Below are 16450 nucleotides of genomic sequence, written 5' to 3' on the forward strand. Positions count from 1 at the left end.
TACTTTCACCCTGGTATTCATAGAGTGATAAGGGAGTAGCTCGATCTGGTAAAATGCGCATGAATACAATACCAGATGGACTCTTAGCAGTTGACATTGAGACCGCAAGCCCACACAAAGAGCCAGGCCGAGATAACTTCCAAGATACATCCTATTTCGAACTCGTGGCTGTAGGACTCGGGCATCAGGCCGCCCCAGGCGAGACTGTAGAAACGGATGTACTATTCAGAGATGGAGGGTGGGACGACGAATCAACAAGCGATCTCCTCCAGCGCGTCGATGCTTGGTGTCGCGAGCGAGATGCAGACGGCATCCTCACACACAATGGGGAACGCTTCGATGAGATTCATCTGAAGGGATGGGCGCAACAAGTAACCGAACAGAGCCACTGGCCGGAAGCACACGAACGAATCAATTCTCTACTTTCTACTCAGATTGACCTGAACCCACTGGCAGTCGAAAGATACCAGCACCGTCTCGAATCTTGGCGAGATTCGGTCAAGCTCGAAGATGTTTGCGACTGGGAAGATGTCCCCGTGCCTGAGACGCATTATGATGACTACGCCATAGGAAAGCTATCACAGCATGAGGCGATTGATGAACCATACGTAACTAATGTTCATATCGGAGAGGTACTCGGTGAAGCATATGTCCAACACAAAATTCGGGACACAACCGAGACACAACAGTTTCAAGAGCTTGAACGTCTCCTCCAGCATTACACGGAAGCCGATATTGAGCCACTTTTTAAATTAGCGCGTCGGTTCAGTGGTGGTCAATAACTTCTCTCCGGAGAAATCAGAGCATAATGACTGACCAACAAGATATTCTGGTAATGGGCGATAATCATGGTGATGTAGACTCATTGGACCAGGTTATAGCAGACACCCAAGGTGAGCAGTTTGATTTTATCATCCACGTAGGAGATCTCACGAACACTTGGTTTGACGGAATAGAGACAGGAGTCGAACAATTACAATCCGTGGAGTCACGCTTGGTGGATTTAGCTGAACGGGCCAATGAAGATCTCCTCTACATCTATGGGAATCGAGACCACACGAGGGGGCCTGAATCAGAATATGTTTACGAGCGGTATGAACTAGATGTTGGAACCCATATACCAATAGACGGAGGCATAACTATCTCAGGGCAGAGATTCACCCAAGACCCGGAACTCGTGAGCGAGGACGATATTCTTGTGACTCACGGCGAGTGCGTGCCGATGCTGGATCACTTCGACGGACGAGCATACTTCTCGGGTCATGAACACACTGGTCGATACAAGGGCCCATGTCTCAATTCGGCCTTCCTCTATCGAACGGACGACCATGGGGGCGAACCGTTGATAGGAGGCTACTTTGTCGTGACTGTCGACGATGAACCACCCTTTGAGGTTGATTTTCGCAATCTCGCCCGGCTACAAAAGATAATGTGCCCCAAGCATTACGGGAGAGGGGTTCTATTTGCGCCAGATTTCCATGACTGTCAATTCTGCTATGACGGTGAACTACAACTTATGAAAGAGATGGCACAGTCTGCTTTCTACGGCATTACTCATCAAAACGAGCAAGATGCTGTCTCGGAAGACACATTAATAGAATATGCTGTTGGTCTGTATGAAAATTCACCTAGTGGTTTTGAAGACAAATTCACCCAATACGTGAATGAGCTGGGTCAGCATCCACTGGACCCTCTCCGTCGAGATGATGAGGACCGATTAGTCCGACCTACGGACTAACTTCTTCTAACAGATATGATGGGGGTAAAGACTCACATAAACAGCTGACACTATTTTGTTGGCATTTCTATTGCCAACCCCGTCACGTGTTCTCCGTTACCTCACGGAACCGGTCAGAGTATTCGCCGCGTCGTGTCGCATTGTCCGTTTTGAATCCCCTGAACCGTACCGTCGGAGGGTCCCTGTACTCCTCTCGAAGCTCGTACCAGTAACGGTTGTCCCCTTGATACAGGCAGAGAACCCAGTCTTCCTGCTTGGCGGGCTTCGTTGGAAGCTTCGCCGCACGAAAAGGACGCCTCTGGAATTGTTCTACCACAATGTTTTCCAGCCTTCGCGCGTCCTCAGGCGCGAAGAAAAGATATTTGCCGTGGTCGGATTCATCTGCCTCGCTTTCTGGCACATCGTGGTCTACGTCCTGATTGCCATTCCGATAGTATACCCATCCGCCATTTGTTATCCTCTGAATTTGATCTGGCAGACTCTCCAACGAACGTAACGAGTCGGGTCGAATCGCCTTGCGATGCTCGATGCAGTCTGAGACGTACGCGAGTGCTCTTTCACGGTACTCATCGCTCGGCTCTTTAGGTGGGTTGTCGACAAATTTTGTCAGCCGGTCGAACACATCTTCTGAGAGCGAGTCCTCTAATGTGGTCTTGAGTGCTTGCAGTCCTTGGTCGCTCGCCACCTTGGGCTGAGCGTGCAGATCGTCCACACCGGTAGGGGGCTCGGGTACTTTAACCATATATACAAAATACTCCGAGCTATCATTATTCTTGATACTTAAGCGTTTCAGATAGTAGACGTCCGATTCACCAGAACCGAAAAATAACCGCGTGCGTTTATTGACCCAACTAAGAGAAATCATTCGGACTCATAGCCAATTGACTTTATTTAATCCCCGTTCCTTTACAAATCCGAAAGATAGTTTTTATCGGCTACCTGTTGAAATGCTCCATAATGAATGACAGTAGTAAGACATCAGAAGCCGACAGGACTAGCCAAAGAAAAATCACATTGACAGATGCATACTTATTGGGGAGTAATCTCGATTACCTGAGGCTCGCTGGTGCCAATCAATGGGATATCGGTGGCCTGGAGCCAGAACTAGGTGGAGGATATATATTGAACGCTTTGCGGGAGTGTATTGATGTTCTTTCCGAGACAGACATTGATGCTCCTGTTGTCGATGAGATGGCAGAGTTTGGGGAGAAACTTTCAGAGGAATACAAGGCCAATTCGAATATCAATTCAGAGGATGGAAGGTTATTAGAGCAAAAAGCGAATACTTGGTTTGACAGTCTAATATCAGAACTTCGAAAAGAAAAAAGAATTGCTGTTAGAGAGCATGGGCTATTTGACGTCGAACGTGTACTGCGCCACCCCGAAGATTTATTTCGTGAAGAAACTTGGAATTGGCTTTCAGAGAGATGTCAGGATGATATTAGCCAAGCGTGTCGGTGCTTGGCTGTAGAATGCACGACTGCATCAGTTATGATTGCTTTGCGAGCAGTGGAGGACCGTCTAAGGATATGGTATGAAGCCAAATCCGAAAAAGAGCTTAATCGGGGTCCGTGGGGAACGGTCTTGGGCAATCTCTCAGAGGAATATAAACACGACAGTGACCGCCCTGCCGTGCTTACCGACTTATCTTATTTAAAGGATAGACGGAACGAAGTGTCACACCCGCAAGAATCACCTAATTGGTCAGAGGCTGAAGAAACAATATATAGGGTGAGAGGGACTATTGAACGTATTTATCAAGAACAGGAATAATCATAATTCTATTACACTTCTTCACCCGGGCTCGTGTGCATTGAGAGTATACTTACTGTATTTTGGAGGTGAGCAAGGGCTCCTACTAAGCACATGAGATCAGACTAAGCAGAAGTCATAAGCGTTGGCGCACATAAAATCTGTTATGAAAGTAGTTAATGACTTTAAATTAGCAATACGGCGACCTAATGGTGATATCCAGGAGATTGAAGTAGGTCAGGCAGTTCATCCCGACTCTGTCGAGAGTGTTATCATACCATTTAGCGCTCCGTGGAGCAGTAGTGGTCCCGAAGTCAGAGAGGTTCCACTCCAAGAGGTTGCCGGACAAGAAAGGCCCATGGGACAAGAGACCATTTATAATGGAATTGTTGAAGAAGATGTACCAAATGCCAGACAAACTTTTAAAATCATAGCAGAACTCTCGGAATACCCTTCAGGAAGTATGACATTGTATCAGCTTCGGCACACAGAGCAAGTCAGCTATGCGGATATCAGTGACCTGGTTGGATATAGCCAAATCAATTTATAATATCCTAAATACTTATAGACTGAAACTGTGAAAACAATGCGTTGTATTGATGAGTCGGTCAGTCACTCGACCTTCTCCACTGTTTGTATGAGTTAGAGGTCCAGCGCATACCCGAGTCACAGCAAGTGTCGATGGTTTTCAGGGTGGCGATGTTTGCTCTATCTGTTCTTGGAGGACACTGAGAAATTCCGGGTTGTAACCCTCATCGACGTGGTTCACATTCCATAATCCTGAATCGCGAATTTTCTCGCTTCGGCTGTATTGCCCTAACCATTGTTCTCGTTCATCAATCGGCGTACACTGGTGATTGCTCAGGAGGGCAATCACATTCTGTTCCAAGTAGGCGCGGTCGCTATCCGGTCCAGGTTCATCATCTACTTTGACCCAAAGGAAAGGCAGATCTCGAATGTAGTCGCTCACTCTCCGCTCCAACTCTAATTCTGTAAGGCGTTGATCCCGCCCTGCGCTTGACCCTACTCCCCAATCTGAATGCTCACCGTGGAGACCATCGCGCTCAATAATTGCTTCACCAATCCGCTTTCTAAAGACTGACCCGCGGTGATTTCCTCCACCTTCGTAGGTACCACGCTGGGCTCCTCGATGGGTCCGAAGTCTGTCCCAAAGAGCTGTCTGTGACCCTTGCGAAACCGCGTGGGTCCCTACCCGTGTTAACCGTAGTTGCTGACCTCGATATTCGTCTGGTGCGAAAAAGAAATAGATTCCCCGATTGGGCCAGTCCATATAGCCAGTACACTCTCCAAGTCGTTGCTTGCCACCGACCTGCTCTTCGAGTTCTGAGAGGAGAGCATAGAATCGGTCGATATCATCTGCTCTTATCATAGTCGCTCCTTGTACCATGCCTGCTTCTCTCCAATAGCTAAACCTTCGGTAGGTATCTCTATGGTGACTCCTGCGGATTCGATTAGCGGGAGAAGTTCATCGTAGTAGTCCTTGCCCGCGTGGAGGACCAGCGTAACATCCTCAAAGAGCAATCCCTGCCCATCTAGTTGCTTGGCCACCCTCTCAGCCCACTCACGCTTCTTCGCCACTCTTGCACCACTGAGTGTCTCGTCGTAAGGTTCGATAGGGTCTGCGTCAGGATTGATGAGGCCGTGTTTGGCTGAAAGAACCCACCACTCGTCGTGGTTTTGCTCTGCGTAGTCTCGCATCTTCTCGAAATAAGGAGACGTGTAGAGATTTCGCGGAGCGTCGGGTTCGTCCCGCTTGGTCTTGACACAACTAACGAGGCCAATTTCTTGACTCATTCTATAATCTCCCACGTGATGACAGCCCCCTGTTGATGTACTGGATGCCGTAATCCGTCGAAGTGAGCCACATTTCTGGTTTCTACCTCGAAATCATACCAGTATTCCACATCAAGGCAGAATTTCTCCCCAATACTTTTCGCACTCATTCGTTCGTATGGCTCATCGGTCGGTTCGTAGTATAGCCCAAGTAACCCTCCATACTCCTCAAAGTCTGCATCGCGAACCTTTTGAGCGTCGGTCAGCAGTGTCGAAGTCGTTTGCTCGGGAAAGGGGCTAAATGCTTTGGCAAAGCTGTTCGGGTCGATATTTCCGTTGTCATATCGGAAGCGAAGGAGCTTCGCTTCGACCGGGATTTCTGTCACCCCGCTCTTGATGAAGAGGTCTACTCGCTGGTCGCCGTTAGGATATGTTCGCTCAGTCTCGATGGAGTAGTTAGTATTATTTTCTACAGCATTTCGGAGCATCTCGACTTGTCTCTCTTCTTCGAATGGGCCAAGCCCTGGTTGCCAGCGACTATGTTCTGCCTCTGAATCGATTTCAGGTATGGCTTCAGCCAAATCATCTGCGAGTGATTTTAGTAGTATGCTCGTTTTCATTCTTATAGGTCCAACTGATCCTCTAATTTAATTAGCAGATTTCTGGTTTGGTCCACTCTCATAAGAATTTGGTTAGCGCGTTATAGGATTATGTGCTTCCGGTACGTGCAGAAGTAGTGGCACTGCTGTGTTTACTGCTCTTGAAAATGGGCTGATACTCGGACTTCTCTTCATTGAACGCTATCCGAATCGCTTGGCTAATCGCGTCGGATTTACCGCCATCGGCTCTCAACCGAGGTCCGGTATCGCAATCCGACCACAGTGGTGTTGAAGAGCTTGATCGTGGTCGGGTCCAATTCTTCCCTGGCGTCGTCGAGGTTCTCCCGGGACTCGATTAGGTGAGTCAGAGCGGCATCGATAACATCGGAATTCGGGGGATCGTCAGTCGGACCAGCAGCAACAATCGCCGACGCCTGTTCGAGTAATCGTTGCCGTTCGTCGGTCAGCCGGATCGTCGTTCGCTTTGTCGAACCCATCGTACTCTCTTCTTCGTATCGGAGATCCTAGAGTGTTATCCCAAGAACGGCACATAATTGGTCGGGGTCCGAGGAGAAATCGCCTCCAGACATTCTTGCTTGGTAGCCATCCGGATCTTATTGCTCGCGGCCTACAAGGGGGAGTCGACCAATGTAACCGTCCAACATGGTACAATGGGGTTCGCGGCGACCCGGATGGTCGGATCGTTCCCCTTCGGCCGGGGCGTAGTAGTCCGGCTGCCTGCCGATAGTTCTCGAAACCGGGAAGCATTAGCCGGGTTACACGGCCCCGGCTAATTGCTTCCGGAGACCGGGAAGTACTATTCAGGTTACTCGGTCATTCGGTCTTGGAGACCGGCCATAGCGCTTCAACTGCCCCGCCAATTGTTCCCGGGGATTGGGACGCAGTAGTCCGGCTGCCCTGCCAATCGTTCCGGGGCGCCGGGAGTGGTGAGCTCTGGTTCTTAGTTCTGGTTTAAATACTAATGTATGCGACTACTTCCAAGACCGTTCGTCTCGGGTAACTCAAGGTAGAATTGGTGATAAATAGCCGATTCGCTCGACCGACCCGGCTTGTCTCACCCGACCATCGACGATAGAATGTATGCATATACCCGGGTCTTTGCTTCCCCGGAACGTGCATACATCGAGGATTGTGAATACATCTATGTCTGACCCCGGGCAGTCGTAGCTTGATCACCGTTATAGAGGAGTTGGTCCAACCTCAACTCCAGCGGGGAGGAAGGCGGGCGTCTAGAAGCCTACCACGCCAACCAATTTCCGCAAGTCGAACACAACCTATTTTGCCAAGAAAGGGAAGAGCGAATCGTTCATCAACGACCGACAGGACCGGGCGCGAGGAAGTAAGGTGGCCCCTCACTACGTGGCGAGGTTCGGCGGTCATACTCGACGAGATACCTAACTATGCGTCTGCCTTTCCCGATTGAAAGGTTGGGATTGAATCTGAGGAGAGTAACAATTATTGGTATGTATCCAGAGTTTACTAAAAAGGTGACGTTGCCCGCCAATTCGAAGTTCCGAGTAGCAAGCGTGTTTTCAGGAGCCGGAGGGCTCGACCTTGGTTTCGCCCTGCCCTCCATATTTCAAACTGTATTTCACCTCGATAATGATTCGACTGCGATCAGAACACTTCGGGAGAACAAGGAGGAATGGTTCGATGCAGAAGCGACCATCGTCAATCGGGACATCGTAGAGTTCGTAAAAGAACTCCAGGATGGGACGGCCGAGGCTAACCTTGATGTAGACCCTGACATACTCGTCGGTGGCCCACCTTGCCAGCCGTTCTCTGCCGCCGCCCGCAGAACGGGGGGTACAAACGGTACAGAGAGTGAGGAGGGACGATTGTTTCTGGCCTACTGCGATTTACTTGAGGAGTGGGAACCCTCTGCGTTTCTCTTCGAGAACGTCTACGGAATAACCTCAAATGATGAGGATTGGGAACCGATCAAACAAGCCTTCGAAAATGCGGGTTACAAGGTGAAACCCAAAACTCTGGACACTGCCGATTATGGTGTTCCTCAACACCGGATAAGAACGTTCATAGTAGGAGTTAGAAAAGAATCGAACCGCGGATACCACTTTCCGAAGCCAACACATGGCCCAGAATCTGACGGGGGGCCTACGCTAAACACAGCCGGAGACGCGTTGTCAGGCCTCACAGTTGACGTGTGTGGTGATAAGTACTCGATGAATTCGAAACATGCCGACTTGTTGCCAGAAGTTCCTCCAGGCCTCAATTACAGCTTCTTCACTGAGAAGCTGGGCCATCCTAATCCAAGATTCGCTTGGAGGTCGAGGTTCTCGGACTTCCTCTACAAGGCGATTCCGAGTGAGCCGGTTAGAACATTAAAAGCTCAACCCGGGGGAGCAAATGGACCGTTCCATTGGGACAACAGACGTTTCACCGAGTCAGAATTGAAACGATTGCAGTCTTTCCCCGATAATTACCAGTTGGCTGGAAGCTACTCGAAGGTAGTTAGGCAGATTGGCAATTCAGTCCCGCCAAGGATGGCGTGCGTCCTCGCACGCAGTATGGCTGCGCAACTGTTTGACTGGATTCCGGAAATGGAGTGGGAAAGTCCCTTCCTTCCGTACCAGTCTCTGTCTGAACGGGCTGTTCCTGATCAACTTTCCGATAATGCCGAACTAAACTTCCGGAGCAGGAAGCGCACTCCGTTGAAGGTACGTACTCAGCGAGCTCAGAAGCGGCTCGGTGACCGAGCGGAGATTAATAAAGAGGTTGACCCAGAATGGATTACTCCTCGAGAGTATGAATTTGATTTGGGGGGCATAATTGAACTACTTGAGGAGGGATCATTTTATGAGGAGTTGCGAGAACGTCAGTATCTAGTAAATTCTCAGGTGGCCAATGGAACTCACTCGGTGGATATAACTGGTGTGAATGACACCTCCGGAGGAACGATTGAACTCAAGCTAGTATCCGACGAGGGTTATCTCTTACCTGCTATTGAGGCTGCTGAAATCAAAGTAGTAGCTGAGGGTGTCGAAGTGCCAGATTTATTCTCGATTTGGGCGGTTCTGATAGAGGACATCAGAGCACGTACTGATTATGAGCAACTAATGAGTGTTGTCGGGCACTATTCTTGTGCCCCTAGCAATTTCTCAACCCATATCTCGTTCAACGGGATATCTGCAAGCCCATTACGCCAGGTTGCAGAATTCTTCTCGAGCGAAAACCACTGCAATCGATACTTCACTATCAGTGAAATCGCGGATAGTGCGGGTATACCGCGGCCAGCGCTGGTAAATACATTGGAAAAACTGCGGGAACTGCGATACGATATCAGAACCCCCTCTACTCACTCTAACATTCAAAACTCTGAGTCTGGTGCCCCAGAGGTTCTCTGTACATATCCATTCCCGAACTTGGTTTCCGCCTCACCATTCGATATGGGTGCCGAGTTGACAGAAATTCGAACTCACATTCAGGAGGACGTACTAACCGGAAAAATGCCCACCACATCGGAGTAAACCAAATGTCGCGTATCTCGCTGACGAGATCGCTCGTCTCGTTCGTCAGTATCCTGCAGGTCACGCAGGGATTCTCTCCTCCGGACGGGGACCACTTCTCCCACGACCCAGCATAGGACACTCTGTTGACGCACTGATGTGTCTGGGCTGCTTGCTACCTCTGAATCCCTATCCGTCGAACCCGTAGGGGATCAGGCATCGGCTGTCGTCGAAGGCTTCCCTGAACATCGGCTTCTCCACGAAAGTCTTGCTTCGGGCGTTGATTTGCGTCGGCACGTCGTCGTGGTCCTCAGCCCATTCGCGGATGAACCCCACTCGAGCATATCACACTTCTCGGGAGGGTTGTTCTGGACCACGACGAAGTCTTCACAGGGAGCGATGTTGTGCCACTTCGGGATCTTGATCCCAGGAGGGAACTGGGCACATTTCAACTGGAGGAATAATTTCAACTACTTAGGTTAATCACGATTAGAAGATATCTGCTTACGATCGAATCCGCCGGCTACTCGTTCGACGTTGTGGAAATGTTCTGAATCCCGAAGCGATTCGAGCAACCCAATTAGTTCCCTGGCGGCAGCTCTTTCGAACCTAACTCCCAGCTCTAGATTTGAAAGAAAGCCTTGCCCGGTTACGTTTGCAGTTCCGAGATAAGCCTCCTCCTGATCAGTAGCCACGACCTTGGCATGGAAAGTTGACCAGCTCTCATCGTTGATATATTCATATAGTCTGACGTTGTTACCACAAGGAGAATCTAGCAAATGGTGGGTGAATTCCCGGTTGAATTCTCCATCTTGCCCACCATAGGTGAGATATCGCGTTACTAGAGATATCGAACTGCCACGGTCGACTGCTGACAACAATGCAGGTCGCAACCGCTCAAAAGCTTCAGCAGAAAGAAATGGGCTAACAATCCAGACGTGCGAAGATGCATTCTTGATTATGTCTAATACGCCTGTGAGTAGGTCATTGAAGCCGTCTGTGGAAAGTGCATCATCGTCAGGAAAGGTTGCTAACAAATCGACAGGGGGTGAGATCTCCTGGCGCTGCTGGAGCAGCTCCGCGGTGTAACCTATTGTCGGGAGGGCACGAGTTCGTGTACGAACTGCATCTGAACCAATGTATCTGTGATAACGGAGGTGATCGAGCAACTGTTCTAGTTCATGATTAGGAGCCTTGATTTCGACTTCGGCGCGCAGGCCATCGACGCTTACATTCGTATTTTGCTGTTGAAGATATCGGAGAGTGGTTCCAACGACTTCGTAGTCGTATGATCCAGAGAGATTCAGAAATGCTGACGCCGTTTCAACAAGCAGCTCTCTATCCATCGGTCCGCCATAATCAACCATATTAAATAGAGAGATAGCCGTCTATTTCTTCTCCGTCGCCCCCAGGTTTCCCTTCGTCAAACGGACCTCCGAAGAGAGTTGCCCGTCCGAGGTTGTGATTCGTATTATCTGTCGACATTGCTGGTAGGTAGAGACAATGCTCACAAGCCCCATTTTCGTCCGCATAGCAGACCCGATCGAGAGGGCAGGTTATCTGCTCCTGAAGTTGCGTATGGAACTGATCAAACCGTTCTTCAAACAGCGATAGCACAGTCCCGAGGGCTTGATCTGTGTCTGGACGTTTGTAGACGAGGAATGAAAGCGTATGCGGCATAAGCCGCTCAACCAAGCTTTCACGTTGATGTCCCGATAGGCTCCCCATCGTGTTCATAAATACGTGAGCATAGGTGTTGATCAATGAATAGATATGCCGAGAAATACATTGTCGCTCATTAGTCAGTAAGTGAGTGCCATCTCGGTCATCCACTAAGCTATCATATCGACCGGGAGCTGCTATACGATCGACGAACCACATTCGAGCATCGTCGGGACTCGGACGATTTGCATCCGTGATGACGTTGTTTTCGACCAGCCAGTCTAATACGAGTTCAGGATCTAATTTGACCAATACACCTTCCGCTCTCATTTCTTGGGCGTAGAACGTTGGGAACGGATCACTCTGTGTCGTGAATGTGTTGAGCTGTAGGTCAACTTGCTCGGAGTCGGAGGTATTGGCCCCGTCAGGATTGTCATTCTGAGCAGGACTTGCCTCAGTGTCAACAGCATCTCTTACATTTTGGGGTTCAGATTTGACACGTGTGTACCCATAAGTGACCGTTGTCAGTGGGATATCTTCGATCAAGTGAAGCTGCTCGATGTTGAGTGAGTTGAGAATTTCACGGTATGACGCTAATGTCGACTCTGTGAGGTGGGTATTCTCCGGAGATTCGATTAGTTCCTGAACCGAATTCGCTGTATAGTCACCTGTCGGCTGATATTCCTCATTTTTGGTCAGACTCAGAAATTCATAGCATTCCTGTGTAAGACTGGCTTTTTGTTGATCATCGAAACCGGACCTGTTTTCTAGCCAATCCTTGATATGCCTGCGATGTTCTTCTCTATCTGGGAGGAGTGCCGTTTTTGCTTGCTCTCGTGCGCGGCGTTCCTCATCCTCATCAGCCAACATGAATTCTTCAGTGCCGCCTAAGAGTTCGGCCGCTTTTTGCTTGATCTCGCTCTCAGTCGGATATTGAATATCTGTCGCAAGTACATAGTCACTGATGACCTTCGCACGATACCGGGTTCGATCAATATTCTCTAGTCCTTCCTGAGCATTAACAAAGTCCTCAGACTGAGGGTAGAAAACGCTCGAGTCAGTGTGGTTCGTGACCATCAGGTCATCATTGTCGCATGACGGGTCTGGGCAGCTCACATCAGTTGCCATAAACGGTATCGACTCCGAACAGCCCGGGTGGACACAGTGCCATTCCCAGCTAGACATCCGGGTCGTGGGACGATCCAGTTCCATATTGAGTTCTGTCCCATCATGTGTGTGTGTCGGGGCCCAGAGTTGGTCTATTGCTCCACATTCACAGATCGCGACGAATGGGAGCTGATCTGTGACCGATAATCTCTTATTACAATTATCACATGAAAAGAGGCTATCAGTGTCTAGACTTGCAATTTCACGCTCATCATTGTAATCAAATCGAAGAAACATACCACACTGGGAACACTCAAATGTTCTTGGATAGGTATGGTAGATAGCACCTCCAGGAACAACGATATCAACGTCATTGTAGAGATCGATGTCGAGTAACTCTTCTGAATTTGGCCATCTGTAGAGATGCTCCTTTACCCGCCCTATGAGGAAGTCTTCTGGAGCTTCGAGTTCAACATACTGTCCGGCCTCCGTTCGCCGGTCCACACTCCTGATTCGTCCACTTGCCTGAATTTGTGCGTGGTTCAGCGTATTTCCCGGAAGAAACTCATACTGGAATTTAGACAGAGAGCGGTCCATGTCTTCAACCATTATTGCCCACCTCGTACGAGTGCGTCGAGGAAATCATTTGTGTCGTCGAACGGTCGAACAGACCCTTGATCACCGATGTCCCGTAGGTTACGCATGGGCCCTTCATCCCGAGGAAATCCAGGAGTATTCATCTCACTTCCGAGTTCATTGTTCCAGATTGCCCACAGACGCCGTGTTTCCGATTCTAGGTATGTCCGAATATGATTAATAGAACGTGTTGCCGTATCAGTCCCGTAGAGCCGTTTAACCATCTCAATAGTCTTTTCTTTGGTGACATCCGGGTATTTCGAATCACGATGCATTATCTCATAGAAGTGATCTGCTGTCTGAACATTCAATCGCTCTTCTTCGCCATCGTCATTGACGTACATTGATCGCTCTCCATCAGTCGAATCCCAGTAGTATTTTGGACGGTAGTATTGCAGGAGGATACTCTTGAGAATTCCTGGGAAGGTCTGCTCTGCACCAAATTTGGCCCATCGGTCGATTGCAACCGGCTCAACCGAGCGATCAAGATGCTCATGGAGTGTCTCAAAGTACTTGTATCGATGGCGGTCTCGCTGATCAAACGGTCTGAAAAAGTCGATAACAAATCCGGGGGTCCCACTGGAGCGTCCGACACGAGAAGATGCTTGAATATACTGGAAAGTTTGTGATGGATACCCAAAGAAGACCATGAAATTAAATCTGGGATTATCGATACCGTGACCAACAAATGACGTACACGGGATAGTGTCAGTCCGGTTTTCGAATTCTTCAGGAGGATCAAGGAGCGTATCAAGTACTCCTGTCCCCTGTGTATCAGCGGTCAATTGTTGGATATTGAGAGGTCGATTGTAGCCCTCTGAAGCCATTTCATCGGCAATTTGCTTTCCGATGCTATTCCGATATGTGTCCTTCTCGCGCTTATTTGTGAAGTAGACAAGAGACGTTTCATACTTATCCAGAATATCGGTCTGAGTTTCTGCATCAAATGAGTCTGCCCAATCCGCTTCGTTAACAAGATTATTGATTTTAGATTCTACGATCTCGGATTTGGACGTTCCTGAACGGAGACTATACGACGTTTTTATTATATCTCGAACCACCTCTCCTGGAGTCGCGTCCTGGTAGTCCCGAATATTCTCGTGGTACTGCTTAATAAAGTCAAGAACAGCATAGAGGTGGGTTCGATTGTTCGGTGTGACGCCACCAAACTCTCGCTCGACTTCGCTTTCGCTAAGCTCACCGTAGTACGTTTCTCGAAGTTCAGGTCCGTCCTGAGGAAAGCGAACTGCGTCCTTCTGGAATAGATTTTGAATCTGGCGTTTGTATTTAGAGATTGTCGCTGTTGAGGTGAGAACTTTCGGCTCAACCCCACCCTCAATGCTTGGCTCATCTTGGTCTTGCCAAGCACTGGCCAGCTTACAGAATTCCAAGTATGCTGTTTCGTAGTGGCCGGCAAATGTTCCAAGTTCTTCATTCAACAGATGCACCTCGTCAATGAGGTGGAGAGACGGAATAGGATCAAAATATAGGGCATCCCGGTCGGCCCTTGTTCCAGGATCTAACTCCGACAGATTGTCCGACTCTTCACAGATATCCTTTTCTGGACATCGATCACTATAACCTGGCCCGTGAACAGAACACTGGGAAGTCATATTGCCGAAAATATTCGCAAACCGGGGCTGGAATCCCATGACAGAGACCTTATCAAGAGATCCAAGCAGAACTGATGGTAGATAGCGATACACGTCATGATCGACGACATAAAGCGGGAGACGCCCAACACAATCATCCCCGGTACAGAAGTGTTCTACTAGATTTCTTGCTTCGTCAAACTCAACTCTGACCTCAGAGTTACATAGAGGGCAGGCTGACACAACCTGACAATCATTTCTCACAGCCTGCTGCCGAGATAAATATAGTTTTCTTTTGTCCTCACCGATAGAATTGGGTGTATCTTGACCCCCGACGAAGAACCCGAGGGAGAACTCATCCCCGATTCCATTCAATCCAAACTCTTCAGAATCTGGTTCGCCGTCCGCTCGGCGGAACTCTTCTGCAACCAGGAGAGCCTTTAGGAACCGAGATTTCTGCTGAGACGAAAGTAATCTAAGGGGGAATCGGATCCAAGCGGAGACACCACGGTCCTTTCCTCGAATACGGTCAAAGAATAGCGTAGTAAGGACAATTCCGAGATATGCCTCTGTTTTCCCACCCCCAGTTGGGAACCATAGTACATCAGCATCATCGCTGAAGTCTGTTTCGTACTTATTTCGACGGTCTGCAGGATCACGAGCGACAATATCAGGTAGATTAGAAACAATATAAACGAGTTGAAAGAGCCGCCAACCATCGAATCCTTCATCGGTTGCGAGTTCACTATGGACTCGATGGTTTACTCGATTCATTAACTGGAATGCCCTTTTCGCTTCGTCATCATCAGCCAACATCTCAATACCGGCCTCAAAGCGATCGATCTCTACGTCACGGAATGCCTCGGCGTCGTCTTCAAATGCTCTAACTTCTTGAGGGGAATGGGTTTCCTCGAATTCTGCTTTCCGAGTCCCTGTCCAATCATTGTGATAGCTTCGCATCCCGCGGGCAATCGATCGGAGCGCCTCGATCGTCCCGTTGCCGGTAGTGCCAGCTAACGTCAAGAAGCGAGTATCATGTGTGTCCCTGAAATCGAATTCATAGACACTCGCTGTAGGGACAGCCGTCGTTTGGAGTTTGAACCATCCAGTCGGCGCCTCTATGTCACTATCCAACTCTGACGATTTCTCAATAGCCTGGTTACCCACAGAACAGTTGTGACCCTTCGCCCAGACCTCCTGACTAAACCGGTAATCTTCCGGGACTAGATCAAGTTCGTACGCTGCTACTGGGCCAGCGACTTCGATGACTGGGTTAAATACACACTCCTCTTTGGGTTCGCGTGCATCTGCATTAGGATCCCAGATCAATTCGGGCGTTCCCTCGCCTCTATGTGGGATGCTGAATCGATCTCCAAATGAGTTGAGTTCCAACCGTAGCCGAAGTTGATCCTCGGATTTCTCTGCTGTGAACTCGATCGGCCACGTGAGATTGCCGATTGGATGGTGCCGCAGTCGGTCTACTGCATCCTGATAACCGGATTCGGTGAGATTGTGTAACTCTAAATCACTCTCCTTAGGATCTAAGGTCGTGGTTGTCGGCTGTGTAATCCTACTCGCCTTCTCAAGCGCATCTTCAAGTTCAGCATGTAATTGTTGAGTTATTTGGGCTGCATCAGCTTGAAGCGATTCGAGACTGATTTCAGTCTCAAATGCAACATCTACCCGTCGGTAGAACGGGTCATCAAACGCATACGAATTCGCACTGCTGTTCTGCCGTTCGGCTGTATCGTCGCCCTCTTCCTCCGTTGCTGTTAGGTCTCGATATTCAGAGTAGGTCGGATAGGTCTGATAGTAGACTTCAAATTCAAGTAAGATCGGGTACTGCGTGGCAATGGGCTGGAAATCGAGTCCGATGGAATTCGGCTTTATTTCTGCACTCTTCGTAGATTCTTCGTCGTCACTCGGAGGAGTGAGGTTCGAGATATAGTAAGCCCGCTTGGGTTCCTCGGAGACGCAATATGGTTGATGATGGCCCCGAACTTGCTGCAGTGTCCGTTCTGCTAATGCAGTCCCAATCGATCGTTCAGCCGTGTTCCCGCCTTTAAAGTTTGACATTATATT

14 protein-coding genes are annotated in these 16450 nt (G+C 49.1%); 5 read left to right on the top strand and 9 right to left on the bottom strand.

Annotation, left to right across the window (positions count from 1 at the left end; all coding sequences use genetic code 11):
- The first annotated feature begins 59 nt into the window (after positions 1-59).
- Entirely contained in the window at positions 60-782 is a 723-nt protein-coding gene (locus EGD98_RS08535) for a hypothetical protein (protein WP_220587911.1), read from the top strand.
- 26 nt (positions 783-808) lie between these two features.
- A complete protein-coding gene (locus EGD98_RS08540) occupies positions 809-1738 on the top strand; it encodes a metallophosphoesterase (RefSeq protein WP_220587912.1) in 930 nt (309 codons plus the stop codon).
- 82 nt (positions 1739-1820) lie between these two features.
- Here EGD98_RS08540 and EGD98_RS08545 read toward each other — a convergent pair whose 3' ends face one another.
- Positions 1821-2480, bottom strand: a complete 660-nt coding sequence (locus tag EGD98_RS08545) for a hypothetical protein (RefSeq protein ID WP_220587913.1) — start codon at positions 2478-2480, stop codon at positions 1821-1823.
- A 215-nt stretch (positions 2481-2695) separates the two neighbouring features.
- Here EGD98_RS08545 and EGD98_RS08550 point away from each other — a divergent pair, with 215 nt between their 5' ends.
- Together EGD98_RS08550 and EGD98_RS08555 are read left to right on the top strand one after the other, a co-directional pair.
- A complete protein-coding gene (locus EGD98_RS08550) occupies positions 2696-3511 on the top strand; it encodes a hypothetical protein (RefSeq protein WP_220587914.1) in 816 nt (271 codons plus the stop codon).
- Positions 3512-3656: 145 nt separating this feature from the next.
- Complete coding sequence (locus tag EGD98_RS08555) at positions 3657-4040, top strand: hypothetical protein (protein WP_220587915.1); 384 nt, start codon at positions 3657-3659, stop codon at positions 4038-4040.
- Between the two features lie 138 nt (positions 4041-4178).
- Here EGD98_RS08555 and EGD98_RS21385 read toward each other — a convergent pair whose 3' ends face one another.
- The 4 genes from EGD98_RS21385 to EGD98_RS21255 form a co-directional block, all read right to left on the bottom strand.
- Positions 4179-4898, bottom strand: a complete 720-nt coding sequence (locus tag EGD98_RS21385; RefSeq protein ID WP_483867030.1) for a GIY-YIG domain-containing protein — start codon at positions 4896-4898, stop codon at positions 4179-4181.
- A complete protein-coding gene (locus tag EGD98_RS08565; RefSeq protein ID WP_220587916.1) occupies positions 4877-5305 on the bottom strand; it encodes a DUF6884 domain-containing protein in 429 nt (142 codons plus the stop codon). Before EGD98_RS08565 ends, EGD98_RS21385 begins: the two co-directional genes overlap by 22 nt.
- Positions 5302-5904, bottom strand: a complete 603-nt coding sequence (locus tag EGD98_RS08570; protein ID WP_220587917.1) for a transcriptional regulator — start codon at positions 5902-5904, stop codon at positions 5302-5304. The genes EGD98_RS08565 and EGD98_RS08570 overlap by 4 nt, the downstream gene beginning before the upstream one ends.
- Positions 5905-6116: 212 nt before the next feature.
- Complete coding sequence (locus tag EGD98_RS21255) at positions 6117-6380, bottom strand: DUF7386 family protein (RefSeq protein ID WP_425433346.1); 264 nt, start codon at positions 6378-6380, stop codon at positions 6117-6119.
- A 924-nt stretch (positions 6381-7304) separates the two neighbouring features.
- Between EGD98_RS21255 and EGD98_RS08575 the strand changes: the two genes are divergently transcribed.
- On the top strand, positions 7305-9392 hold the full coding sequence (locus tag EGD98_RS08575; protein ID WP_220587918.1) for a DNA cytosine methyltransferase: 2088 nt from the start codon (positions 7305-7307) through the stop codon (positions 9390-9392).
- A gap of 168 nt (positions 9393-9560) precedes the next feature.
- Here EGD98_RS08575 and EGD98_RS21260 read toward each other — a convergent pair whose 3' ends face one another.
- The 4 genes from EGD98_RS21260 to EGD98_RS08595 all read right to left on the bottom strand — a co-directional run bounded on the left by EGD98_RS21260 (position 9561) and on the right by EGD98_RS08595 (position 16444).
- Positions 9561-9707, bottom strand: coding sequence for an SOS response-associated peptidase family protein (locus EGD98_RS21260; protein WP_220587919.1), 147 nt, complete (start codon positions 9705-9707; stop codon positions 9561-9563).
- A gap of 143 nt (positions 9708-9850) precedes the next feature.
- Entirely contained in the window at positions 9851-10738 is an 888-nt protein-coding gene (locus tag EGD98_RS08585; RefSeq protein ID WP_220587920.1) for a phospholipase D-like domain-containing protein, read from the bottom strand.
- A 1-nt stretch (position 10739) separates the two neighbouring features.
- Positions 10740-12749, bottom strand: coding sequence for a hypothetical protein (locus EGD98_RS08590; protein ID WP_220587921.1), 2010 nt, complete (start codon positions 12747-12749; stop codon positions 10740-10742).
- Positions 12749-16444 (bottom strand): DEAD/DEAH box helicase family protein, encoded by a 3696-nt coding sequence (locus EGD98_RS08595; protein WP_220587922.1) that lies wholly within the window; start codon positions 16442-16444, stop codon positions 12749-12751. The genes EGD98_RS08590 and EGD98_RS08595 overlap by 1 nt, the downstream gene beginning before the upstream one ends.
- Positions 16445-16450 lie beyond the last annotated feature (6 nt).

This window comes from Haloarcula salinisoli (assembly GCF_019599405.1).
In the GTDB taxonomy this organism is placed as follows: domain Archaea; phylum Halobacteriota; class Halobacteria; order Halobacteriales; family Haloarculaceae; genus Haloarcula; species Haloarcula salinisoli.

Excerpts from the sequence above, each read along its gene's own strand:
- EGD98_RS08565 (WP_220587916.1), bottom strand. The coding sequence starts at position 5,305 with ATGAGTCAAGAAATTGGCCTCGTTAGTTGTGTCAAGACCAAGCGGGAC.
- EGD98_RS08535 (WP_220587911.1), top strand. The coding sequence starts at position 60 with ATGAATACAATACCAGATGGACTCTTAGCAGTTGACATTGAGACCGCA.
- EGD98_RS21385 (WP_483867030.1), bottom strand. The coding sequence starts at position 4,898 with ATGGTACAAGGAGCGACTATGATAAGAGCAGATGATATCGACCGATTC.
- EGD98_RS08570 (WP_220587917.1), bottom strand. The coding sequence starts at position 5,904 with ATGAAAACGAGCATACTACTAAAATCACTCGCAGATGATTTGGCTGAA.
- EGD98_RS08550 (WP_220587914.1), top strand. The coding sequence starts at position 2,696 with ATGAATGACAGTAGTAAGACATCAGAAGCCGACAGGACTAGCCAAAGA.
- EGD98_RS08590 (WP_220587921.1), bottom strand. The coding sequence starts at position 12,749 with ATGGTTGAAGACATGGACCGCTCTCTGTCTAAATTCCAGTATGAGTTT.
- EGD98_RS08545 (WP_220587913.1), bottom strand. The coding sequence starts at position 2,480 with ATGGTTAAAGTACCCGAGCCCCCTACCGGTGTGGACGATCTGCACGCT.
- EGD98_RS08555 (WP_220587915.1), top strand. The coding sequence starts at position 3,657 with ATGAAAGTAGTTAATGACTTTAAATTAGCAATACGGCGACCTAATGGT.
- EGD98_RS08585 (WP_220587920.1), bottom strand. The coding sequence starts at position 10,738 with ATGGTTGATTATGGCGGACCGATGGATAGAGAGCTGCTTGTTGAAACG.
- EGD98_RS08540 (WP_220587912.1), top strand. The coding sequence starts at position 809 with ATGACTGACCAACAAGATATTCTGGTAATGGGCGATAATCATGGTGAT.
- EGD98_RS08575 (WP_220587918.1), top strand. The coding sequence starts at position 7,305 with ATGCGTCTGCCTTTCCCGATTGAAAGGTTGGGATTGAATCTGAGGAGA.
- EGD98_RS21255 (WP_425433346.1), bottom strand. The coding sequence starts at position 6,380 with ATGGGTTCGACAAAGCGAACGACGATCCGGCTGACCGACGAACGGCAA.
- EGD98_RS08595 (WP_220587922.1), bottom strand. The coding sequence starts at position 16,444 with ATGTCAAACTTTAAAGGCGGGAACACGGCTGAACGATCGATTGGGACT.